General features: G+C 63.5%; 24 protein-coding genes. 14 read left to right on the forward strand and 10 right to left on the reverse strand.

Annotation, left to right across the window (positions count from 1 at the left end):
• From HMI59_RS12530 to HMI59_RS12545, 4 genes are all read left to right on the forward strand, one after another.
• Window positions 1-2142 (forward strand): copper-translocating P-type ATPase, encoded by a 2142-nt coding sequence (locus HMI59_RS12530; protein WP_193591498.1) that lies wholly within the window; start codon window positions 1-3, stop codon window positions 2140-2142.
• 108 nt (window positions 2143-2250) lie between these two features.
• Complete coding sequence (locus tag HMI59_RS12535) at window positions 2251-2736, forward strand: hypothetical protein (RefSeq protein WP_193591499.1); 486 nt, start codon at window positions 2251-2253, stop codon at window positions 2734-2736.
• A 147-nt stretch (window positions 2737-2883) separates the two neighbouring features.
• Window positions 2884-3510, forward strand: a complete 627-nt coding sequence (locus HMI59_RS12540) for a DUF305 domain-containing protein (protein WP_227471378.1) — start codon at window positions 2884-2886, stop codon at window positions 3508-3510.
• A 105-nt stretch (window positions 3511-3615) separates the two neighbouring features.
• On the forward strand, window positions 3616-4497 hold the full coding sequence (locus HMI59_RS12545; protein ID WP_193591501.1) for a F510_1955 family glycosylhydrolase: 882 nt from the start codon (window positions 3616-3618) through the stop codon (window positions 4495-4497).
• 92 nt (window positions 4498-4589) lie between these two features.
• Here the strand turns inward: HMI59_RS12545 and HMI59_RS12550 are convergent, their stop codons facing one another.
• From HMI59_RS12550 to HMI59_RS12565, 4 genes are read right to left on the reverse strand one after another with little or no spacing between them, the layout of a single operon-like run.
• Window positions 4590-5396, reverse strand: coding sequence for an ABC transporter ATP-binding protein (locus tag HMI59_RS12550; protein ID WP_193591502.1), 807 nt, complete (start codon window positions 5394-5396; stop codon window positions 4590-4592).
• Window positions 5393-7156, reverse strand: a complete 1764-nt coding sequence (locus HMI59_RS12555) for a dipeptide/oligopeptide/nickel ABC transporter permease/ATP-binding protein (RefSeq protein WP_193591503.1) — start codon at window positions 7154-7156, stop codon at window positions 5393-5395. Before HMI59_RS12555 ends, HMI59_RS12550 begins: the two co-directional genes overlap by 4 nt.
• Window positions 7149-8195 carry an ABC transporter permease gene (locus HMI59_RS12560; protein WP_227471380.1) on the reverse strand — a complete coding sequence of 349 codons (1047 nt, stop codon included), beginning with the start codon at window positions 8193-8195 and terminating at the stop codon, window positions 7149-7151. The genes HMI59_RS12555 and HMI59_RS12560 overlap by 8 nt, the downstream gene beginning before the upstream one ends.
• 14 nt (window positions 8196-8209) lie before the next feature.
• Window positions 8210-9793 (reverse strand): ABC transporter substrate-binding protein, encoded by a 1584-nt coding sequence (locus HMI59_RS12565; protein ID WP_193591504.1) that lies wholly within the window; start codon window positions 9791-9793, stop codon window positions 8210-8212.
• 314 nt (window positions 9794-10107) lie between these two features.
• Here HMI59_RS12565 and HMI59_RS12570 point away from each other — a divergent pair, with 314 nt between their 5' ends.
• From HMI59_RS12570 to HMI59_RS12610, 9 genes are all read left to right on the forward strand, one after another.
• Window positions 10108-10740, forward strand: a complete 633-nt coding sequence (locus HMI59_RS12570; protein WP_193591505.1) for an RraA family protein — start codon at window positions 10108-10110, stop codon at window positions 10738-10740.
• A gap of 46 nt (window positions 10741-10786) precedes the next feature.
• Window positions 10787-12136 carry an MFS transporter gene (locus HMI59_RS12575; protein ID WP_193591506.1) on the forward strand — a complete coding sequence of 450 codons (1350 nt, stop codon included), beginning with the start codon at window positions 10787-10789 and terminating at the stop codon, window positions 12134-12136.
• Window positions 12137-12226: 90 nt separating this feature from the next.
• Window positions 12227-13030 carry a LamB/YcsF family protein gene (locus HMI59_RS12580; RefSeq protein ID WP_193591507.1) on the forward strand — a complete coding sequence of 268 codons (804 nt, stop codon included), beginning with the start codon at window positions 12227-12229 and terminating at the stop codon, window positions 13028-13030.
• Window positions 13031-13061: 31 nt separating this feature from the next.
• Window positions 13062-13817, forward strand: coding sequence for an allophanate hydrolase subunit 1 (locus HMI59_RS12585; RefSeq protein ID WP_193591508.1), 756 nt, complete (start codon window positions 13062-13064; stop codon window positions 13815-13817).
• Window positions 13817-14842, forward strand: coding sequence for a biotin-dependent carboxyltransferase family protein (locus HMI59_RS12590; RefSeq protein ID WP_227471381.1), 1026 nt, complete (start codon window positions 13817-13819; stop codon window positions 14840-14842). The genes HMI59_RS12585 and HMI59_RS12590 overlap by 1 nt, the downstream gene beginning before the upstream one ends.
• Before the next feature lie 102 nt (window positions 14843-14944).
• The gene (locus tag HMI59_RS12595; RefSeq protein ID WP_193591509.1) at window positions 14945-15742 is read left to right on the forward strand and encodes an SDR family oxidoreductase; all 798 of its coding nucleotides are present in this window, start codon (window positions 14945-14947) and stop codon (window positions 15740-15742) included.
• Between the two features lie 50 nt (window positions 15743-15792).
• Complete coding sequence (locus tag HMI59_RS12600) at window positions 15793-16971, forward strand: pyridoxal phosphate-dependent aminotransferase (protein ID WP_193591510.1); 1179 nt, start codon at window positions 15793-15795, stop codon at window positions 16969-16971.
• A gap of 2 nt (window positions 16972-16973) precedes the next feature.
• Entirely contained in the window at window positions 16974-17570 is a 597-nt protein-coding gene (locus tag HMI59_RS12605; protein ID WP_227471382.1) for a TetR/AcrR family transcriptional regulator, read from the forward strand.
• 28 nt (window positions 17571-17598) lie between these two features.
• Complete coding sequence (locus HMI59_RS12610) at window positions 17599-18180, forward strand: TetR/AcrR family transcriptional regulator (RefSeq protein WP_193591512.1); 582 nt, start codon at window positions 17599-17601, stop codon at window positions 18178-18180.
• On the opposite strand, the gene HMI59_RS12615 is transcribed toward HMI59_RS12610, so the two are convergent.
• Window positions 18152-18637: a hypothetical protein gene (locus HMI59_RS12615; RefSeq protein ID WP_193591513.1), complete on the reverse strand. Its 486-nt coding sequence runs from the start codon at window positions 18635-18637 to the stop codon at window positions 18152-18154. The two genes, HMI59_RS12610 and HMI59_RS12615, sit on opposite strands and share 29 nt — an antisense overlap.
• Window positions 18638-19407: 770 nt before the next feature.
• On the opposite strand from HMI59_RS12615, the gene HMI59_RS12625 reads away from it, so the two are divergent.
• The gene (locus HMI59_RS12625; RefSeq protein ID WP_193591515.1) at window positions 19408-20304 is read left to right on the forward strand and encodes a hypothetical protein; all 897 of its coding nucleotides are present in this window, start codon (window positions 19408-19410) and stop codon (window positions 20302-20304) included.
• Window positions 20305-20331: 27 nt separating this feature from the next.
• Here the strand turns inward: HMI59_RS12625 and HMI59_RS12630 are convergent, their stop codons facing one another.
• The 5 genes from HMI59_RS12630 to HMI59_RS12650 all read right to left on the reverse strand — a co-directional run bounded on the left by HMI59_RS12630 (window position 20332) and on the right by HMI59_RS12650 (window position 23272).
• Window positions 20332-20832, reverse strand: a complete 501-nt coding sequence (locus tag HMI59_RS12630; protein WP_193591516.1) for a DUF3592 domain-containing protein — start codon at window positions 20830-20832, stop codon at window positions 20332-20334.
• Window positions 20833-21506: 674 nt separating this feature from the next.
• On the reverse strand, window positions 21507-21836 hold the full coding sequence (locus HMI59_RS12635) for a hypothetical protein (protein WP_193591517.1): 330 nt from the start codon (window positions 21834-21836) through the stop codon (window positions 21507-21509).
• Complete coding sequence (locus tag HMI59_RS12640; protein WP_193591518.1) at window positions 21833-22438, reverse strand: Asp23/Gls24 family envelope stress response protein; 606 nt, start codon at window positions 22436-22438, stop codon at window positions 21833-21835. Before HMI59_RS12640 ends, HMI59_RS12635 begins: the two co-directional genes overlap by 4 nt.
• Window positions 22435-22875: an RNA polymerase sigma factor gene (locus tag HMI59_RS12645; RefSeq protein WP_255527595.1), complete on the reverse strand. Its 441-nt coding sequence runs from the start codon at window positions 22873-22875 to the stop codon at window positions 22435-22437. The genes HMI59_RS12640 and HMI59_RS12645 overlap by 4 nt, the downstream gene beginning before the upstream one ends.
• A gap of 166 nt (window positions 22876-23041) precedes the next feature.
• Window positions 23042-23272 (reverse strand): CsbD family protein, encoded by a 231-nt coding sequence (locus HMI59_RS12650; protein ID WP_166186351.1) that lies wholly within the window; start codon window positions 23270-23272, stop codon window positions 23042-23044.
• Window positions 23273-23307: the final 35 nt, after the last annotated feature.

Raw genomic sequence — 23307 nt, forward strand, 5'->3', positions numbered from 1 at the left:
ATGACAGAGCACACCCACCACCACCCGCACTCACCGGTCAGGGAACCCGAACCGGACCCCACCCACCACGCCGGGCACAACCCTGAAATGCACGGCGACCAGCACAAACAGCACCACGGCCACGGTCCGGACGACGACCATATGGTGCACAGCCATGGGCAGCATGCCGGGCACAGTACGGCGATGTTCAAGGACCGGTTCTGGTTGACCCTGGCGTTGTCCGTCCCGGTGGTGTTCTTCAGCCCGATGTTCGCCCACCTGCTCGGCTACATGCCGCCGGAGTTCCCGGGCTCGGCCTGGATCCCACCAGCGCTGGGCACCGTGATCTTCTTCTACGGCGGCATGCCGTTCCTCAAAGGAGGACTCAGTGAGCTGAAAACCAGGAAGCCGGGCATGATGCTGCTGATTGCCATGGCAATCAGCGTCGCGTTCATCGCCTCGTGGGCCACCAGCCTGCGGATCGGGAACTTCGATCTGGACTTCTGGTGGGAACTGGCACTGCTGGTCGCCATCATGCTGCTGGGGCACTGGATGGAGATGCGCGCCCTTGGTTCGGCCCAAGGTGCCCTGGATGCCCTGGCCGCTTTACTGCCTGATGAAGCAGAACGCGTCACCCCCAACGGCACGGAAACAGTCCCGGTCACCGACCTCGCTCCAGGGGATGTAGTGCTGGTCCGCTCCGGCGCCCGGATGCCCGCGGACGGGACGATCGTGGAAGGGCAGGCCGAGTTCGACGAATCAATGATCACCGGCGAGTCCAAGACCGTCGCCCGAGGGCCCGGGGACCCCGTGGTTGCCGGCACAGTCGCCACGGACAACACCGTCCGGGTGCGCATCACCGCCGTCGGAGAGGACACAGCCCTGGCGGGTATCCAGCGGCTGGTCGCGGAAGCGCAGGCTTCCTCCTCCAAAGCCCAGGCCCTGGCCGACAGGGCGGCGGCGTTCTTGTTCTACTTCGCCACGATCGCCGGCGTCGTCACCTTCATCGCCTGGATCCTGCTCGGCAGCCTGCCCGACGCCGTGACCCGCACTGTCACAGTGCTCGTCATCGCCTGCCCTCACGCACTGGGCCTGGCCATCCCTTTGGTCATCGCCATATCCACCGAACAAGCCGCCCGGGTCGGGGTGCTGATCAAGAACCGGATGGCCCTTGAACGGATGCGCACCGTCGACGTCGTCCTGTTCGATAAGACCGGCACCCTGACCAAAGGCGAACCTGAGCTCAAAGACATCACCGCCGTCGACGGCACCACGCCCCGGGAGCTGCTGGCAGTGGCCGCAGCCGTGGAATCCGACAGTGAACACCCCGTCGCCCGGGCCATCGTCCGCGCCGCGCACCACCAAGGCCTGGACCTGCCAACCGCGACCGGATTTTCCTCAATGACCGGCCGCGGAGTGAGGGCGATGATCGATGGCCGGACAGTGCAGGTCGGCGGGCCGGCCCTGCTCCGCGAGCTCGACCTGACCGAAACCGACGCCATGGCCGCCACCACCAGGCAATGGGCCGGACGTGGCGCTGCGGTGCTGCACGTCGTAGACGGTGACCGGATCCTCGGAGCGGTGAGCCTGGAAGATGCGATCCGTCCGGAGTCACGGCAGGCAGTGAAGGCCCTGCAGGCCCGGGGCATCAAGGTGGCTCTGATCACCGGTGACGCCCGCCAGGTTGCGGATGCTGTGGGGGCCGAGCTTGGCATCGACGAGGTCTTCGCCGAGGTCCTCCCGGCCGACAAGGACAAGAAGGTCGCGCAACTGCAGGCCCGCGGGCTGAAAGTTGCGATGGTCGGTGACGGGGTGAACGACTCCCCCGCCCTGGCCCGGGCCGAAGTCGGCATCGCCATCGGCGCCGGCACCGACGTCGCCATGGAATCGGCCGGAGTCATCCTGGCCGGCAACGATCCCCGCGCCGTGCTGTCCATGGTTGATCTGTCCCGGGCCAGCTATACCAAGATGTGGCAGAACCTCATCTGGGCCACCGGTTACAACATCATCGCCGTGCCTTTGGCTGCCGGCGTCCTGGCCTTCGCGGGGGTCGTGTTGTCCCCGGCAGCCGGGGCAGTACTCATGTCTGCGTCCACGATCGTCGTGGCCCTGAACGCCCAGCTTCTCCGAAGGGTGAAACTGAACCCCTCCCAGGTTCGTTAAACCAACCACGCACCGGGCGCCCCACCCCACGGATCGGGGCGGCGCCGGGGGCCGATAGGCTGGAAGCACAAGAAGCCATGCAGCCCGCACGAAAGGAAGGAGACAGTCATGCAGGCACGCCGCACCATGACCGGGACCTTCCTTAGCATCGGGCTGCTGGTGACAGTCATGGCATTGATCGCCGGCGTGTTGGGGATGCACGTCATGACCGGTCTGCACACCCAACACCCCATGACCACCGCAGCAACAACAACGGTCATATCCGTTGAAACGGTGGACCATGGCACGGCCGCCCACGACCCCCACGGCGGAGGGGCGGGCATCACTGATGCGCAGGCCGACGCGGGTCCGGCCGCGGGTCCGGCCGCGGGTGCATTGGCACAATGCGCCTGCTCGGGGAACTGCTCCACGGAGCATGCGATGGGCGTCTCCTGTGTCCCCTCAACCGCCACCAGCGTCCTGGCAGCCCCGCTGCCGGACACCTCCACGACGGTGCCATCCTCGTTCCGGCCTGTCGCTACAGGTTCCAGCACGCTGTGGTCCTACCTGCCCGGAAGTCCATCCCCGGGCGAACTGTCGATCAGCAGAACATAGGCACCGGCCTTCGCCCCGCCTACCCGGGGGCCACTCTGTCTTGCGCCGCCCCCTCGGCGGCGCCCGGGCTTCCGGTCCGGCATCCACATATCCCGCCTTGCCGTGAGCGCGTTGGCGTTCACGAGAACCCGTTTGAAGGACTGTTCTGTGAAAACCAAAAAGCTTTTGCCCCTCTCCGCTGTTGCCCTTGTCGCTTCCCTGGCACTCGCAGGATGCAGCACCGGAACCCCCGGTTCGTCAGGGACGTCCATGCCCGGGATGGACCACGGAAATATGGGCTCCTCCAGCGCCCCCGCGCAATCCGCGCCCGCGAGCGCCGGGGACCATAACGCGGCCGACGCGATGTTCGCGCAGGCAATGATCCCCCACCATGCCCAAGCCGTGGAGATGAGCGGGATGATCCTCGCCAAGCAGGACATCCCTGCCCAGGTGAGCGCGTTGGCAACCCGTATCAAGGATGCCCAAGGCCCGGAAATCGAGACAATGACCGATTGGTTGAAAGGCTGGAACGAGTCCACGATGATGCCCTCGGGCCACAGCATGGACGGCATGATGAGTGACGATGACATGGCCAAACTCGATGCAGCCCAGGGTACCGAGGCTGCCAGACTGTTCCTGTCGCAGATGATTGCCCACCACCGCGGTGCCGTGGCGATGGCGGAGACGGAAACCCGCGAAGGCAAGAACACCGATGCCGTGAAGTTGGCCAAGGAGATCATCACCGCGCAGGAGGCAGAGATCAAGGAGATGGAGCAACTGCTGGCCGGCCTCTAGCGGCCGGCGCCGTCCTTTTAGCAGCCAGCGGAGTGCCGGCCTTGGAACGGCCGGCACTCCCCTCCGTCTTTGACTCATCCCTGCCATCGAGCCCTGGAGCTTCCCATGCCTTTAGCCAAACCGTCGTTATACCGGGCCGCAGGAGTCGCCGCACTCCTCGCCTTCCTTCCTGCCGCGGCTGCCTGCACCCAGCCCTCTCCGTCTTCCGGCCCTGCAGAGTCTTCACATGGGATGACGGACAACACGCTGCCCGGCAACCACGTGCACGCGCTGGCCGTCAACAGTGGGTCCGGCCAGGTCCTGCTCGCCACCCACGAGGGTTTGTTTGACGTTACTGTTACCCCCGCGACCAAGATCGGTGACACGAACGACCTCATGGGTTTCACCGTCGGCGCAGGTAACGTCTTCTACGCCTCCGGCCATCCCGGGCCCGGATCGTCCTTGCCCGACCCGCTGGGATTGATGAAATCCACCGACGGCGGGAAGACTTGGGAACCACTCTCCCGGCAAGGCGAATCAGACTTCCACGCCCTGACAGTCACCAAGTCCGGAATTGTCGGCTACGACGGCCAGTTGCGCGGAAGTGCTGACGGGAAAGCCTGGGAGGTCGCTGCTGCCGGTTTCGCCCCTGCCGTCCTGGCCGGACATGCCGACTCTGACACGGTGCTGGCCACCACCGAGAACGGGATCCAGCGATCCACCGACGGCGGGAAGACCTGGAAAGCGGTCCCCGACGGACCCGTGATCCAGTTCGCCGCGTTCGCGGACCCCACCGAAGCCTTCGGAGTGGCTCCGGACGGGACCACGTACCACTCCGCCGACGCCGGTGTTACCTGGACCAGGAAAGGCCGCGTCGCATCCGAGGTTCAGGCCATCGCGGCAGGAAACGGATCAAGCGGGAGTCCGTCCCTGTGGGTGGCCACCGTTGATGAGGTGGTGGTGTCCACCGACGCCGGTGCAACGTTCGGCCCCGCGAACACCAAGTGAACAGGTGATCGTCAAGGCACCAGTCGAGCCCCTGGCGCCAGCCCCTGCATGGATTGGCTGGCGCCCAAGGGCCTTCCCGGATTGGATTTTTCCTATACTGCCGCCACGCGCCGTTCGCCGATATCAAAGCCGGGCCCGCCCGGAACGGAGTCGATCAAGCGACGGGTGTAGGGATGCCGGGGGTTGCCGTAGACGGCATCGACGTCCCCGTGTTCAACGACTTCCCCGTGGAACAGCACCAGGATCTGGTCACTGACGTGGTGCACCACGTCCAAGTCATGGGAGATGAAGGCCATTGTCAGGTCCAGTTCCTTACGAAGCCGCCCTATCAGGTTCAGGATCTCGGCTTGAACGGAGAGATCGAGCGCGGAGGTGATCTCGTCTGCGATGATGAGCTTCGGCTGGACAGCCAGTGCCCGGGCTATGGCGATGCGCTGCCGTTGCCCTCCGGAGAACTCGTGGGGGTAGCGTTCGGCCACGTCCGGATCGAGCCGGATGGTGGAGAGCCAGTACGAGATCTTCCCGCGATGCTCCTTGGGATTGGCCCGCAACGGATCAATAGCCTCGGCCAAGGTTTGTCCGATGGTCCTCCGCGGGTTCAAGGAGGAATACGGATCCTGCGGAACCATCTGGACCATGCGTCGCATCCGGCGGCGGTCAGCACCGGACATCGCAGTGACATCGCGTCCGTCGAAGGAGATGGTGCCGCCGCTGGGTTTCACCAGCCCGACGATCGCCTTGGCCATGGTGGACTTGCCTGAGCCGGACTCCCCCACGATTCCCAAGGTGTTCCCTTGGGGAATGCTTGCACTGACACCCTTCAGTACGGTTGCGGCTGACCGCCCGGAACCGAAGGTGACCCTGACATCCTGCAGTTCCAACACTGCTTGTGCGCTCATTGTGCTGCCTCCTCGACCCTGCTGCCGGCGGCTGGTTCGTCGTCGTAAATTTCGTCCATTTCGAAGTCCGTTGCCTTGACGGTCACCAGTTCGGCCTTGCGCTCGGCGATCGACGGTGTCGCGGCGAGAAGGGCCTTGGTGTACGGATGTTTGACCTTGCCGGCAGCCAGTTCCTCGCCCGTGAGGCGTTCCAGGATTTTGCCGCCGTTCATCACAATGACTTTGTCGCACAGTGCCTGGACTACACCGATGTCGTGGGAGATGAACAGCATGGCGGTGCCCATCTCGCGGTTGATGGTCCGGAACTGACGGAGCACATCAGCCTGGACGGTCACGTCAAGAGCCGTGGTGGGTTCATCGGCGATGATCAGGCGCGGGTCTGTTACCAGCGTGGAGGCGATCATGGCCCGCTGCAGCATGCCGCCGGAGAGTTCATGCGGGTGCTGCTTCATGCGCTTCTCCGGCTGCGTGATCCGGATGTCGGCCAGCGCCTTGACCATCCGCGCAAAGGCGGTTTGCTTGGATTGCCCCAAGTGCACACGGCTCACTTCGGTCAGCTGCGAGCCGATGCGAAGGGCCGGATTGAAGCTGGTTCCCGGATCCTGGTACACGAGTCCGATGGAGGTGGCGAGCTCGCGGGGGTTGTTCTTCTTGAGCAGGTTGAGCTCGCCCAGGCGCATGGTCTTCGCATTGACCCCCAACTCTTCCGGTAGCAGCCCGGCGATGGACATGGCCGTCAACGATTTGCCGGAGCCGGACTCGCCCACCAGCCCGACCACTTCGCCCGGGTGGATACTGAGCGATACGCCCTTCACCAACGGAATGCCCGACGGCGTGGTGACAGTGAGGTTGTCCACCTCAACCAGCGCTTCGGCGTCGGCCCGCAGGGAGGCGGGTACCTCGGATGCCTTGCGGAGGCTGCCGAACTTGCGGCCGCCGCGGGGATCGGTGGCTGCGGCGAGACCGTCACCGATGAGCATCGCGGAGAGTCCGGTGATGGTGATCATGATGGATGGCATCACTGCCTGCAGCGGTTGGGAGTAGATGTTGACCAAGGCTTCGTTGAGGAGCCGGCCGAAGTCGTACTCGGGGTTCTGCACGCCGAGGCCAATGAAGGACAGGCTGGACAGGTCGATCAGGGTAGTGGCGAACACCGTAGCCGTCAGGACCAGGAGGGGTTCGGCCATGTTCGGCAGAAGGTGCCGGGTGATGATGTGCGGCCCTGATACGCCAAGCAACCTGGCTGTGGAGACGTAGTTGCGCTGGGAAATTGAGGCCGCCATGTTCGCCGTCAAGCGTGCGAAGGCCGGGATACTCGCGATGGAAATGGCCAGTACCGCAGACCAGGTGCCCTGGCCCAGGATGGCCGCGATCAGCAGGGAAAAGATGAGGCTCGGGTAGGCCACGGCAGCTTCGATCACCCGGAGGACCGCCGTACGGATGCGGCGCGGTGCGAGCCAGACTGCGGTACCCACCGCGATGCCGGCGACGACGGCAATGGCCGTGGTTGCCGCGGTCATGAGCAGGGTCAGCCTGGCGGCCACCAAGGACCGGGCGAGGACGTCGCGGCCGAAGTCATCAGTCCCCAACCAATGCTCGGCACTGGGGCCTTGGGACGCTTGGGGCGTCAGCTTCTCGGCAGCGTCGCTGAGGAACAACGGTGCAATGAGGGCGGTGAGCACCATGACAGTCATGAGCACGATGCCGATGATCAGGCCGGTGGTCCAACGGAACCTGCGGCGCGGAGCTGTCTCAGCCATTGGATTTGCCTCCCAGCGTACGGGGGTCGATGAGGCCGAGGATCACGTCGACCAGCAAGTTGAGCAGGATCGCCAGCAAACCCAGTACCAGGATGATCCCTTGGATGACCGGGTAGTCCTTGTTCACGATCGCCGTGACGATCTCCCGTCCAAGGCCGGGCCAGTTGAAGACGTTCTCCACGATGATGGCCCCGCCCAGCATTCCGGCCAGGATGAGTCCAGCCAGTGTCAGGGCCGTGGTGAGCAGGTTGGGCAAGGCGTGCCGGGCATAGAGCCGTAGCGCCGGAAGCCGCCAGCCACGTCCGGTCCGCAGGTAGTCCTGCTCCAGGACAGTTGCCGTCTCGCGGCGAACCACGCGGGCAATGGAGCAGATGGGGGCTATGGACAAGCCAACAACGGGCAGGATGAGTGCGCTGAGCGAGGCGGCGCCTGCGGCGGGCAGCACCTTGAGGATGATGGCGAAAACCACAACGAGCATGGTGGATACCACGTACTGGGGTACGGCTTGGAAGAAGGCTGTCAGCATCCCGAAGGAAACGTCGAGCCATTTGTTCCGTCCTCCGCGGGTGAGGATTCCCACCAGCATGCCCGCCGGAACCGAAACCACCAGCACCAGGATGATTCCGAGCAGGGCGATTTCGGCGGTGAACGGCAGTTTGGTGGCGATGATCTGGGACACGGAGGTGCTGTAGGCGAATGATTCGCCGAGGTCACCGGTGAGGAGGCCGCCGACGTAGTTGATGAACTGCACGTAGAGGGGATCGTTGAGTCCGAGGTTGTTCCGGATCGCCTCGATCTGTTCGGTGGTGGCGTCAGCGCCGGCTACTGCAACTGCCGGGTCGCCCGGGATGAGCGGAACCATGAAGAAGGTCACGACGACGAGCAGGGCGACGGAGAGGAGGACGCCGCCGGCGCGGCGAAGGGCGTAGTCGGCCCAAGGTGAGAGGCTCAGGGCCCTGCCCCGGGGGCCTTTGGCGGCCCCCGGGGTTTGGCTCTCAAGGATCTGTACTTCCTTGGAGAGCATGGTGGGTTCAGTCATCGTGAAACCTTTGCTTACTTGGTGATGCGAAGAGTGGCGTAGTCGACAATCCCGGATGGCGCCTGGATGGAGAATCCGGAGCGCTGGGCGACGATCTGCGGTTCACCGACGAAAGGAACAATGTCGTTGTCGCTCAGGATGCTCTTCTGGGCCTTCGTGTAGGCCTCGCAGCGGGCGGCCTCGTCCGTCGCTGACTGTGCAGTAGCGATTTCGGCCAGGATGTCTGCGTTCTCGCCGCCGCCGATGTTCCGGCCGCCCTTTTCGGTAGGCACTCCGGCGATGCGCGTGAGGGAGGCCGCGACCGTCCCCACGAAGTTGGCGTCGCCCTGGACGGTCAGGTCCCAGGTTTCCGGCTTGGTCTGGGTCATTGTGGCCCAGGTTCCGTTGTCCACGAGCTGCAGGTCTACGGTCGCCCCGGCTGCCCGGAGGGCCTCCTGGACATAGGTGCTGCCTGCTCCGTTGGGGCCGATGCTGGTGGTGCCCACCATCTTGAAGGTCTTCCCTGCCAGAACGGCTTTGGCTGCGTCGGCGTCCTCTTTGGTCATGCTGGAGTTATCGGGCAGGACGCACGGGACTGTAGGCGCAACGATTGAGTTGTACGTGATGCCCTTGCCGGCGTAGGCAGCTGCGTTGAACGCCTGCTGGTTCATCAGCTGGGCGACTGCTTTACGCAGGGCAGGATCGGTGAAGGGGCTGCCTTCACGCTGGTTGAACAAGAGGAAGATGCCGGCGAAGGGTACCGACGTGACGGTGTAGTCCTTGTTTCCTTCGAAACGCTGGACGTCTGCGGGTGCGATGTCGGAGACGTCCATTTCGCCGGTGAGCAGCTGGTTTGCCACGGTGGTCTTGTTCACGCCGGGGAAGAACCGGACGGTCTTGGCCGGAACACCTTCCAGCGGCTTGGAGTACCGGGGCCAGGCGTCGTAGTCCTCGCGAAGCGTCATGTCGTAGCTGACGCCGTGGGAGGACTTGGTGAGCGTGTAGGGACCGGAAAAGGCTCCCTTGACTGTTCCTTTGGCGAGCCCTTCCAAGTCGGCGAGGCCGGCCGGGCAGATGATGCCTGTCTGGGCGAGGGTCAGGCCGCCGATGAGCTCGGACCACGGCTGGGCCAGCTTGATGTCCACGGTACCGGCGGTGTCGTCACCGGTGATCGTGGGCTGACCTGGACCGAAGACGAGCTTGCCGAAGTTGTTCTTGGTGGCCGGGTCGGCAAAGTAGCTCAACGACTTGGCCACGATCGAGGGGGTAATGGGCGTCCCGTCTGCGCAGGTGGCGTCCTTGCGGATGGTCAAGGTGGCGTTGGTGGCTGTGGACTTCCACTCTGTGGCCAGCCCTCCAATGAACTTGCCGTCAGCATCACGCCTGACCACAGTGTCAAACAGGAACCTGGCAACCTCGTAGTCGTCCTTGGCGTTGGCCTTGGCGGCGTTGAAGGTGGTTGGGTCGGCATTGAGCGCCGTTCGGATGGTGTCCGTGGACATGCCACCGCCATCAGTGCTGCCCGCCGGAGCCTGGCCGCCGGTGGTGCAACCGGTCAAGAGGAAAGCGGCGGCAGTGGCAGCTGCCGCCGCGGCCATGAACGTGGAACGTCCTTGCATAGGGGATGAACCTCCTGGTCGCCCTTGGGCCTGGCCTCGGCGGATGCGAACGGGCCGAAGCCGGCTGGAATCCAAGGGAAGTGAACTGCGATAAGTTTCGCGAATGAGAAGAGCTTCGCAAATCACGAACCGTAAGTCAACGCTTTTTTGTGAGTTCTCCCACAGGGACTCGGGGTGCCCTCCTTCTTTTTCGGGCAGATGACATGAGGGCTTGACGCGGAGACGAAAAAACGCGAAACTTTTCTCATATGTGATTGCGGTCTCAACCGCCGCAGTCTCCCCGACTTCGTACCAACCCCAAAGGTGGAACACCTATGGCAACAACTCTCGAGCTCACAGTCCGCAAGGCACAGTGGACGCGCCCGCCGCGGGAACTGGTCCGCGCCTTCGAAGAGTTCCCGGTAGCCAACATCGGCGACGCCATGGAACGCCTCGGACTCGTGGACGGCAACATCAATCCCGTCTGGGCCGGCGCCAAATGTGTCGGGTCAGCCCTCACCGTCCTAGGTGCAGCAGGCGACAACGCTGCGGTCATCGAATCCCTCAACTACATCGAGCCAGGCGACATCCTTGTGATCAACGGCTTCGGCCATGAGCACCGGGCACTGGTGGGCGAGCAACTCTCCCAGCGCTTCGAGGCCGCCGGTGCAACGGGCGCCGTCATTGATGGCTACATCCGCGACCGGGCGACCATCACCGACATCAAGTTCCCGGTCTTCGCCCGCGGCACCACCCCCGCCGGCCCGTTCAAGAACGGGCCCGGGGTGATTGGTGAGCCCGTCGCGATCGGCGGAATCGTATGCTCCGCCGGTGACATCGTCGCCGCAGACGATGACGGCGTCGTGATCATCCCGCAGGCCCGGGCCGCGGAAATCCTCGAACTGGTCAAGGCCGTAGCAGTCCACGAGGCGGAAATGACAGCCGAGATCACCCGGGAATACAGCTAATCTCCGCCCTGCCCCCATACCGGGACCTAAACTGAGAGAACCACCAATGTCTACTTCATCGACGGAATCAGTGGAACTGAACACCGCACAAGTAAAAGTCGTCACTGCTGACGGCAAGATGGTCCGCAAAGCAACCATTGCCGGCACCATGGGCTCTTTCGTGGAATGGTACGACTACGGCATCTATGGCCTCCTGACAACGTACCTCGCCATCAACATCATGGGCTCCAAGGACATCGGGTCCCTGCTCCTGACCAACGTCGGCTTCCTGGTCAGTTTCCTGGCACGTCCCTTCGGCAGCGTCATCTGCGGCTACCTCGGTGACAAGCTGGGCCGCAAGAACCTGCTGTCCATGCTTCTGCTGCTCATCTCCGGCGCCACTGCCTGCATCGGCCTGATCCCGTCGTCGTCCGTGATTGGCTGGGCTGCTCCGGCGCTGCTGATCCTGCTCCGCATCCTGCAGGGTTTCTCGGCCGGCGGCGAAGTGGCCGGCGCCATGGCCTTCGTAGGCGAGTACGCGCACAACAAGCACCGCAACTTCTCCATGAGCTTCATCGCCGTCGGCTCCTTCTGCGCCCTGCTCTTCGGCAGCGCGTTTTCGGCGGTGCTCATCACCACCCTGGGCGACGCCACCATGGAATCCTGGGCCTGGCGCATTCCATTCCTGTTCGCTGTGCCGTTGGGCTACGTCGGCTACTACATCCGCTCCAAGATGGAAGACACCCCGCACTTCGAGGCACTCCGGGAGCGCAATGAAGTGGAACGCAACCCTTTGCGTGCCGTCTTCACCTCCAAGCGCCACCTCAAGGCCATTGCCCTGACCATTTTCCTTCCGGCCCTGAACGGCCCGGGCTACTACTTGCTCTTCGCTTACATGCCGACCTACCTGAAGACGCAACTTGGACAAGGCAACAACTTCAGCATGCTGCAGGCCTTGACGGTCACCGCTTTCAGCTTGGTAGCCATCATCATCGCCATCCCACTGATGGCGCGGCTTTCGGACCGTATCGGCCGGAAGCCGGTACTGGCACTCTCCGCCGTTCTCATGGCCGTGGTGTCCTATCCGATGTTCGCGATGATCACCACGGGCAACATGCTCATGGCCTGCATCGCCACGGTGGTCATGGCCATCGCGTTCTCCGGCCACGCAGCCGTAGTCCACACGGTCCTGACCGAAATGTTCCCCACCACGGTCCGCTACAGCGCCTACAGCATCGGCTTCAGCCTCAGCACCATCATCTTTGGCGGCAGTGCTCCGCTGGTCATGACCGAAATCATCAAGGCCACAGGCAACAGCATGGTCCCGGCATACGCGTCGATCGGCACGGCAATCATCACGTTGGTTTCGGTCTACTTCCTGAAGGAGACCAAGGGCCAGCCACTGGCCACCCACTAACAAACAGTACGACGGCGGCCTGCCGCCATTGCCGCACAGCCGCCGTCGTTGGACCATGAAGCACCACAACGAAAACCATTGGGAGTCATTTTGGGCATCAACTCTGTCGCCGTCGTCGCAGACCTCGGCGAAAGCTACGGAAACTACACCATCGGCGATGACGACGCCCTGCTGGGCCTTGTCACGGCCTCCAACATTGCCTGCGGCTTCCATGCCGGAGACCCCCGCGTCATGGACACCACAGTCAAGGCCTGCGTCGAGCGCGGCATCGAACTCGGTGCGCACCCGGGCTACCCGGACCTCGTGGGCTTCGGCCGCCGCCTGATCGAAGCCAGCGAAGAAGAAATCCGCACCGATGTCCTCTACCAGATCGGTGCTTTGGACGCCTTTGCCCGCATCCATGGCGGCAGGATCAGCCACGTTGCCCCACATGGCCGCATGGGCAGCATCGCCCAGACCGACGCCAAGCACGCCCGCGCGATCACCGACGCCATCAAGGCCTACGACCCTTCCTACATTGTGATTTGCCAGAACGGCCTGCTCGCCGAGGAGTCCCGCAAACGCGGCTTGGAGGTTGGCTACGTCTTCCTGGCTGACCGTGGTTACGGCGAGGACGGCATGCCCGTCTCCCGCAACACTGAAGGCGCCCTTCTTCATGACCCCGGGGAGATCGGCCGACGCGTTGTCCAGGTAGTCACCGAAGGAACGGTGCGCGCCGTAACCGGCAAGGTGGTCCCGCTCGGCCACGATGCAGACGTCGCCCTTCTTCATGGCGACCACCCGCAAGTCCTCGAGAACGGCACCGCACTTCGCGCCGCGCTGGCCCAGGCCGGCATCCAGGCCACGGGCCTGCAGGAAGTACTGGCCGAAAAGGCCAAGCTGGCCGCTGTCTGACCCTTTCCCTGAGACAACAAGCTAAGGACCCATGAGTACGAACCCAGACCCCGGGCAGACTCCGGACATCAAGGCGGTCCCCTTCGGTGACTCCGCCCTGATGATCAGCCTGGCCTCCGGGACCGTCGAGGAACGACAAGCGGGCAGCCGCAGGCTCCGCGAAATCCTCCTCGAGGTCCGCCCCTACGGACTGCAGGACGTCGTGGCCGGTGTCGATTCGCTATTGGTGGAGTTCGATTGCCTGGCCGTGGGCCACGAGCAGCTGGCGCAAACCATCCGGTTGGCCGCCTCCGGACGCTTCCAGGACACCACCGGGCACACTCATGCGCACAAGCATTTCGTGATCCCGATGGTGGTCAACCAAGCCTTCGCGCCGGATCTGCAGGACGTTGCCGCGGAGCTGGGAATCAGCGAGGAAGCGGTCTTGGGCTCTCTCCAGGATTCGCTGCTGTCGATCAATCTGCTGGCGTCCGCAATGGCCCCCATGATGGGCACAGTACAGTTCCCGGGACAGGTCAGCCGCTGCAAGGAGCCAAGGACCAACGTTGATACCGGATCCGTCATGGTCGCCGGAACCAACGCCATCATCCAGCCCTTCCCCGGCCCCACTGGCTGGAAAGTCATCGGGCGCACTCCCCTGACCATCTGCGATATCCGGCAGGACCCGCCCACTTCCTACACACCCGGGGATACCGTCAGGTTCAAGGTCGTGCCGGAGTCGGAGTGGGAGCGTTTGGAAGGGCGGTTCCTCATGAACGAGCCATACCTGATGGAAAGGGCACACTGATGGCACCGGAGCGGGGCGTTACCCTCAAAGTCCGCGAGACAGCCTGGTTGGCCACCTTCCAGGATCTGGGCAGGGAACAGTCTGAAGCCTTGGGTGTTCCCAGCGGCGGAGCTGCGGACCAGCATTCAGCAGCTGTGGCCAACGTCCTGGTAGGTAATCAGCGGGGGGCCACGTTGCTGGAACTCATGGGCGGCCGGTTTTCCTTCACGGCTTCCGAACCCATCCTGATCTCGGTGACAGGAGCCCCGGCGGACGTGACGGTCAATGGCGGCAAAGCCTCTCTGTGGGAGCCCGTCTGCGTCCCTGCCAAGGGGCGGGTGGTGATTGCGAACGCCCGCGGCGGGATGCGCAACTACGTGGCCTTCAACGGAACCTTGGCATCAGGACATTTCATGGGGAGCGCCGCACCTGAGGCGCGGATGGGATTTCCGCAAACCATTGCGGCGGGGCAGCAACTGGAACTAAGGACCTCCTATGCCGGCTTCGAGCACCCGTACCTCACCCAGCCCCTCTTCAGGCTTCCCGTGCCCATCCCGTCGTTTGACCACCCGCTCTGGACCATTGACATCGTTGAAGGCCCGGAGACAGATGCGGCGGCCGGAATCCGGGAACTGCTCTCCTCGCGTGAATACACAGTCACAGCCAAGTCCAACCACGTCGGACTCCGCTTGGACGGACCGGTGGTTCACCCTGAGGGCCTCGGCGAGATAGTGTCCCACGGCGTTCCGATCGGAGCCTTCGAGATTCCGCACGGGGATGAACTCATCATCCTGGGCCGCTACCGGACGCTCACCGCCGGATACCCGATCGTGGCCTTCGCCACCAAAGCGTCCTTGCCCATGCTGGGACAGGCACGTCCCGGCCAGCGGATGACCTTCCGCTGGGTCAACCAGCACGATGCCGTGGAGGCGTACCGCGAGTCGCAACGCCTGCTTGGCCTGCTCGAATCGCGGGTAGCCAACCTGTTCGCGGCCACCGGCCTCCCGCATCACTCCGGGCAGGTCACCACCGCTGCGGCGGCCTGATCATTCTCCCCGGCGACGCTTGACCACCAGGCCCAACAAATGAGAAACTTTTCGCATATGCGATGAATCTCTCAAGATCACCCACCCTACAGGAACGGAACCATGGGACTTCTCGAAGGCAAAGTTGCCGTAATTACCGGCGCGGGCACCGGCATGGGCCGGTCCACGGCCGCGCTGCTCGCAGCCGAAGGAGCGAACGTGGTCCTTGTGGGCCGGCGCCTTGCCGTTCTTGAGGAAGCCGCCGCAGAGATCAAGGCCGCCGGCGGCACAGTGCAGGCCCGCGCCGCGGACATCGCGTCAAAAGACGACGTCGATGCCCTGGTTGAGTGGGTTTCGGAAAACTTCGGCCCCGTGGACATCCTGGTGAACAACGCCGGAAGTGCCAGCAAGGTGCTCAATGTGCGGTGGATCAGCCAGCAGGAATGGAACGACGTCCTGGATGTGAATCTCAACGCCGTCTACCTGCTGACGCAGGCAGTGCTTCCGGGCATGCTCTCCAGGAACACTGGCACCATCATTACTGTCTCCTCACTGGCGGCAGTAAACCCGAACCTCCTGGGCGGCGCCGCTTACGGTGCAGCGAAGGCCGCGGTCCGGAACTTCATGACCTACCTCCACAATACTTTCCGCAATGAAGGGCTCCGCGCCGTGACCATCCTTCCAGGGGAAACGGCGACACCCATCCTGGACAACCGGGCACGGCCACCCAGGTCCGAGGAACGCGAAGCCATGGTCCAACCGGAGGACGTGGCCCGCGCCATCCACCTGGTGGCTACCTTGCCGCAGCGCACCGTGGTCCAGGAGCTCGTGATCGCACCCACCGTGCAGCGCGACACCTCCGGTGACATCGAAATCAGCCGTTGGACCGGCGCGCCCCAGGACGATCTGCCGCAGCCTTGACCGCTACTCCCCCTTACTTTCCAGCCCAACCACTTCGAAGCAGGACTGCCATGACCCTCGAACCATCCACCGCCGTCGCGACCTTCCAACCCTCTGAAGCTGTGCTGCGGGTCCAGCGCACGTCCCTGCGCGTTCAGCAACCCCAGTCCAAAGGCGACCTCGTCTCGCTCGCCATGGGCGAGCCGGACTTCGACACCCCCCAACAAGTACGCGCCGCCGCCGCACGCGCACTGGAAGAGGGATACACCCACTACTCGCCGTTGCTCGGCGAGCTGGTGCTTCGCGAGGAGCTGGCTGCCCGTATCGGCCGGCTCCTCGGCGAAGTGGCCGGCCCCGGCGACGTGCTGATCACCCAAGGCGGAACAGCCGGCCTTTCGGCGGCCATCCTGGGCATCGTCAACCCGGGCGACAAGGTGGTCATTCCGGATCCCACCTACTCCCTGTATGCGGACCTCGTCAGCATGGCGGGCGGCATGGTTGTTCCCGTTCCGCTGGCCGAGGACCTGCACTGGGACCTTGAGGCGCTGGCCACAGCCCTTGAAGGCGCCAAGATGTTCGTCTTCTGCAACCCGTCAAACCCCACAGGCATAGTCCACTCCCGCGCAGAGCTCGAAGCCCTCGCCGGGATGTTGGCGGACACGGACACCCTTGTCCTGTCAGATGAGGCTTACAGCGACCTCGTCTACACGGAAGAACCTTTCACCTCTGCGTTGGAGATCCCCGGACTGGCCGGAAGGACGATCTACTGCCAGACGTTCTCCAAGAGCTACGCCATGACAGGCTGGCGAGTCGGCTACCTCTGGGGGCCGTCCGAGGTCATCGCCTCTGCCGCCCGCGTCCACAACACCTTCAACGGCTCCATGAACACTGCCGTTCAAATGGCGGCACTGACAGCGCTCAAGACCTGCGGGCCGGACATCAAGCGCATGCACGCCTCCTACGCCGAGCGCCGGCAACTTATGGTTGAGGGCCTCAGCAAGATCCCCGGCCTTACCGTCAGCTCTCCCGAAGGCGCGTTCTACCTTTTCCCCAAGTACGACGTCGACATGCCCGCGGCCCGGATGGTGGCGCACCTGCGTGAGTTCGGCGTCGCCGTTCGTCCGGGAAGCGAGTTCGGCCGGAACGGTGAACACCATCTCCGCCTCTCCTACGCCGCCAGTGCCGAAGCAATTTCCATCGGCGTCCAACGGCTGGCCGCAGGCCTGGCGGCACTGCGGCCAGTAGGATGACCTTGCTCAGCCAACCATCCGGCCAGCGCCTGGATCTGCAAAGGAACCGGACCCTGTTGGTGGATGCCGCCGGCCGGCTCTTCGGAGCCGGCCGTTCGGCTACCATGAGCGAGATCGCAGCCGAAGCCGGCATCTCATCAGCAACTGCCTACCGGCACTTCGCGTCCGTGGATGACGTGTTGGCTGCGTACCGCTTCGAGGTGGGCCGTGAACTCCTGGCGTTCAGCCAAAACCATCAAGCCCAAGGTTTGGAACTCCTGGATGCCGTGTGCAGCAAGTGGGTGCAGTTAGTGGTCCAGCACGGCGAGTCCATGATCCACACCAGGTCGGCGGAAGGGTACCTGGCCCGCGTCAAAGCAGGGGCCTACTACCTGACTGTCCAGGCAGAGGCACTCAGGAAGCCCCTGCGGGAGGCCGCAGAGGCACTCGGCATCGAAGATCCCGGCGACGAAGCCCTGTTCCTGTGGAACGGATTCTTCGACCCCCGCGAGATCCACGACCTCCTCCGGAGCCTGGATCTGGACGAGGCGGAGGTATCTGCCCGGCTGGTCGCAACGTTCACGGCCGCCCTGACCGGGTGGTCGTCTTCAAGGACCTAAGCTTGAGGTGACGAAAGGGTGCCTATCAATGCGTAGTGATACACAGCGCAACCGCAGACAGTTGGTCAAGGCCGCGGGGCAGCTTTTCGCGTCCCGCCGCGGCCCGATCAGCATGACCGATGTGGCGAAGCATGCGGAAATTTCCACCGCCACCGCTTACCGGCACTTCGCCTCCGTCGAGGACATCCTGGCGGAGTACCGCTTCGGCGTTGGTGAGAAGCTGCGCGACTTCAGCCTCAAGCAGCAGGAACTGGCCGGCGTCGAACTTCTGACGGTCGTGAGCCGCAAATGGGTGGACCTCGTGACGCGGCATGGCGGCGCAATGCTCTACACCCGTTCCGGGGAAGGTTACCTGGCCCGCCTGCGTGCGGGGGCGTTCTATCTGACCGTCCAGGCCGATGCCCTGGAGCGGCCGCTACGTGAAGCATGCGAGGAGCTGGGGTTGCCGCCGATTGGCGATGAAGCAATGTTCTTGTGGAACATCCTCTTCGACCCCCGTGAAATTCTGGACCTGATCAACACCATCGGCCTCAACAAAGACCAAGCTACCGCCCGGCTGATTGCGGCACTTAAGGGTGCGCTCACTGGATGGGCCGCGGATCGCGGATAAGCTCGCGGATTCTTTCGGCCGGAAGCGCAGTCAGGGCCGCAATCCTGAAGAGATCCATGCCCCCTTGCTCCAAACCAACAAGGACGTCAGCGCGGAGCTCGTGCACTGACCGCTGCTTCTCAGCCAAAGCCCTGTCGAGTCGCCGGACCGCGGCTGAAAGTACTGCTATGTGCCATTCCTCGGGGAACCCCGAAAAGTCCAAATCCTGATAGGCGCCACCGAGCCTCTTCACGTCGCTCGCCCGGATTCCGACGATCTTGGAGACCGTGGCCAGGGGGACCTTGTCCGCCAGGGCCGCACCAATCGCCTCGTTTCGACGCCCGAGCAGCAGCCGTACATGGCTGTCTACCCGGGCGCGAGTCACCCGCGACTGCGAGAGCCTGCGCTCCAAGGCATTTCGGCGGGGCTCATGGCGTGCCTTCCTCCGGCGCGGCCTTGCCTCAGCTACGTAAGTCACGGCTGGTAAGGCCCTGGACCAGATGCCAAACCACAGCTGCGTTGCTATGCGTTGGCATGATGCTTCCTTCAAGCACCTGAAGTCCCTGACCAACAACACCAATGGGAGCCCAGATACCGCTCACCGGACAGTGGGAACCCGTGCCGGCAACGTACCGGCAACGATGTGTATGGCCGACCGAGTGTTCTCCAACTATGCGCAACATGACGTGCCTCCGACTGTTTGGGCCGGCTGACCGGCCCGGAAAACCTGATAAATCGAGCTTATGCCGCAGGTCACGTTAAAGCAAGAATCTTTTCTCATTTGCTTAAGATTTCTCAGGTGCTTCCGCAGCGGTGAATTAACCCCACTGATGGCGTTCTCCCACTTCATCCCACAATAAAATCGATGGTTGAATCCGGCCACGTGAGGGCGCAAACTGCCCCTAAAGGACGTGCATCGTCGCGGATACTCAATGGGTTCGGTATGCCATGCTCTACTTGCCGAAGCGCCGGAGCGGAACAAGCCGCTGGAGTCGGGGGGCCGGCGCATTGCTGCTTGGCTTGGCGTCCGCCCTGGGAGGAGTGGGCCTCACCGCCACCGGGGTAGCGCCTCTCCCCCCAGCCCCCAGCCAAAAGGCCGTCCTGCCACCGTCAACTCCGACCCCTACCGCTACCTCACGTCCGCTTCCGGATTTCGGCCCAGACAAACCCGCACCGACGAATGCGGAGGTGATGTCAGTGAGTTATTCGGCGGTGTGCAAAACGTCATCATGCACCTTCAAACCAAAGGTGACGTATCCGCCGTCGGCGGTTTGCACCTTCGACGCCGGAGACGGAACCGCCCCCATCGCATTCCCCTGCGGCGCCGGCACGAACCACACCTATCCGGCCCCCGGAGCCTACACCGCCCGAATCACGAACGCCCAGGGCGAGTCACAAGCCATCGAGCTCCAGATAACGCAGGCACAACCGCCGCCAACAGAAACCGGCACGCCAAAGCCAACAGGAACCCCTGTTGTACCTTCCACGACTCCAACAGCCAGCGGCAGCAATTCCGGCAGCCCCGTCCCCAGCGACACCGGGACGCCGGACCCCACGGCAACGTCCTCCGCAGAGCCTGGAAGTGATGTCCAGGAATATCTGGAGAAATGCCTCAAGGGCACAGTTGCCTACTCACCTCCGGCAGCCATGGAACTGGGCAGCCGCGAAGAATTCATCCTTCGGGTCGCCCTGCACGGCGCGGAAGAGAACCCGGCCACAGGCTTCCCCGGCGGCAGTCCGGTAGCCACCGAACACCCGCGGATCTGCGCCCTCATGCGCGCCGACCTCACCGGTGAAGGTTTCGACATCGAACGGCGTGGCGATTCCTCAGGCGTTATCGCCTTGCCAAGCGACGAGGTTGGCGAATGGGGCTGGTACATCACACCCAACAAACCCGGCACGCAAACGCTGACCCTCCGGCTGATCGCGCCCATTCCGAACGTCGACGGCGAATTCGAAGTTGAAACCTACACACGCGACATCAACGTCAACGTCAGCATCCTCAAAGTCGTCAGCGACGTCACCAAGGACTGGGCTGCTCCTCTGGGCATTACAGTTCCCGTCATCGTTGCTGCCATTGGAGCGCTATACCTCCGGGCACGACGAAACCGCTACAAGGCAAAGCACGCGGCCGCAACCAAATAGCTGCCGGCAGGCCTGTTGGGGGCTTGGTCAGCGTTCAGGCCCGGAGCCGCCACTGGCAGTGGCCCGTCGCCGCCTCCGCAACCCTGAAACGAAGAGGGCGAGGCCAGACGTTGTAAAAACTACCGTCAAGATCAGGCCGACACCCCCCAGAAATTCGCTGTTGCTTCCATAGCCGAGCACGACTGCTTGGTCAGGGCTTTGTTGCCGATAGGAGACGGTGACCTGCCCGCCAACGGAGGGGTGCTGCTCATGATCCACGGGCGCATTGGCGTAGCGGTTCACGCCGTCGGCCGCCACGTATTCCACCGTGATGTCACGGTTCGACGCCTTCCTGGCGTCGCTGAAATAGGTGATGGTCCCGGTGACGTGGACGCCGGTGCGGGCGAGCTCTTCGTCGGCGTCAACTTGCTGATAGCTGGTGATCATCAGGGCGGGTCCCGCCAGCATCAACACGGCGGCGAGCAACACATTCACTACGCGGCGCAGGACGGACTTGGGCTTTTTGAACATGGCTCGCGTACTGGTCACTGCGCCTATTCTCCACTACGTCGTGAATACGATGTTCCCCGGGAACCTGACTTCGACAGAGATGCGGACCGGAATGCCGTGGGAACGCTCTGGCTCTACTGGGCGGAAGTGGCGCTCTCGGTAACGGTCCCGCCATCGACTCGGGCTGGAACGTCATGAACGCCATCATCTGAAGCCCAGATTTCCACAAGCAAAACATTCAGATTCTCCGGTTGCCGTCACTACTGCCGTGAGTGGACAATTCCCCCCGTTGGACCGGCGGAGCTCTGAGGGCGCCATCCCGTGGTGCCCATGTGTTCCCTGAAAAGTCGGACGAGATATGCGGGCGTGACATTAGCGGCGCTGGCGATCGCACTTAAGGTCAACTCTTCGCTGAGGAGTTGATGGATGAACAGGCGCGCCGCTTCGATTGGCTCAGGCAGGGCAGCAGGGGAATTTTCAAGCTCCGCGATGAACCTCCATAACAGCGCCGTGGATAGGGCGTCCACCAGGGCTCCCTGAGCCGTCAAACGCGTCTGTTCACTCGTCAGCGCCTCCCGTGATCGTCTGAAACTCGACCGGTGCGTAGAGGATTCCAACTTGCCGTTACACCGCGCAGCTGAACGTTCTGCCCGCACCGGAGCCCGGCGCGTACAGAAGAACGAGCGGAGGAAAGTCTTCGACGCCGTGGGTTCCTAGTGGCCTATCTTGACCACCAGGACTTCGACGACGGTGCTCGCGTTTCTCAAGTGCTTGCGGACCGCTGCGGCCACGTCGCGGGCCACTTCCGGGGCGGGCCGGTGAATTCCGACGCCGATCCGCACCTTGACGCCAATTCCCTCCCCCTGTCCCGAAAGACCGACTAAGGGCTGCTGTTCTCCGGTGACCGCCGCGGCTGCTGCGCCGGCTATCGACTGCCACAAGGGCTGGGCAGGGAAGACCGCCGTGACACCGTCCACCGCTTGGACAACGCCGAGGAGTTCCTCGGCAAGGGCGGGGGTATTGGTCTCCACATGTTCCGTCATGGTTGGTCCTCCGTGGTGGGCGTGACGGCCGGGGCGGGAGGCTCCAGCACGTCGGTGACGGTGATGTTGATGGCTTGGATGGTGAGTTCGGTCTGGGCCGCCAGGATGTCCGCCAGCTTATTCCGCAGCGTCACAGCGTGCTCTTCCAGAGAGCGTCCGAAGACCACCGCGATCTCCACGTCGACGTCGATTCCTGCTCCCGGCGTCGTGATGTCTCCCGTCAGGCGGCATTTACCGGCCGCTGTTCCGGGCATGGAGTCGACCACTGAACGGATCAACGCTGACACCGAGCCCTCGGTCTCCCAGAGGGCATCGTGCGGGTCCTTAGCGCGGAGCGGAATGCTACGGCCGGGACGCAGCTCCAGCTGAAGGTTATTCAGGATGTTCTGCATCCAGTCATCGTTGCCCGAGCCGGCGTCGGCCACGTCCGAGGCCAGCAGTTCATTGCCCAGTTCGGAGAGCCTGCGCAAAGAAGCCAGGCCGGCCTGGCACTCGGGGCAGGCATCTACGTGTGCGGAATCCGCAATGTATCCCGTGTCCAAGTAGGCGCTCAGTTCCGCGAGGCTGTGCCCGCATTCCAGTGCATCGCCAGGGGTTTTCATCGCCACTCCTCCATTGTGCGGGCCAAGGCAGTCCGTGCTCTGGCGAGACGGCCACGAACGCTGTCGGGGCTGATGTTCAAGGTCAGTGCAATCTCCTCATAGCTCAGGTCGTTGAATTCCTTGAGTACCCAACAGCGGCGCTGCTCCTCGGGAAGCCGTTGGAGCGCCGATTTCAACGCGTCCACCCTGGAGGCGTTCACCGCGGTGCTTTCCGGATCCTGGATGCGTGGGTCGGAAGGGGCATCAGCGAGTGTCTCCGCCTCGTCCAAGGCCACGTGGTTGCGCCGCTTGCGGAGATGGTCAATGCTGCGGGTGCCCACGATGCGAAGCAGCCAGCTTTTTACTGCAGCGGGATCCCGAAGGTTGTCCAGTTGTTCCCACGCCTGCATCAGGCTCTCCTGAACGACGTCGTCAGCGTCTGCCAGGGTGCCGGTCAACCGCCGCGCCGTCGTCCGGTACGAGGTCCAGGTGTTGCTGAGCTGCGGCAGAGGCCACAGGTGAACCAGTCACGTTCCTGCCTTTCCAGTGTTGTGAGTCCGGCGCTTGATCTCCGGAAGGACAGGGACGGTCCCGCCGTGCGGCGGAACCGTCCCTGCTGCCGGCCTACTTCTCCGTGAAGCCTTCCTTGAGCTTGCGGGCAGCGTCCCGGATGTTCCCGCCGATGTCAGCTGCGGCATCTTTGACCTTTTCGCCGGCCTGCTGGAGCTTGGCCTGGGCCTGGTCGTGCTGGCCCTCGCGCTCCAGTGCGGAGTCGCCGGTGAGCTTGCCGGCACCTTCCTTGGCCGCACCAAGGTGCTCGGTGGCGGCGTTGTTGATCTTGTCGTTGATTCCCATGGTGTTCCCTTTTCTGTTGGTGTTTTCCTGTGTGG

The organism is Paenarthrobacter sp. YJN-5 (assembly GCF_015040095.1).
GTDB classification, from domain to species: domain Bacteria; phylum Actinomycetota; class Actinomycetes; order Actinomycetales; family Micrococcaceae; genus Arthrobacter; species Arthrobacter ureafaciens.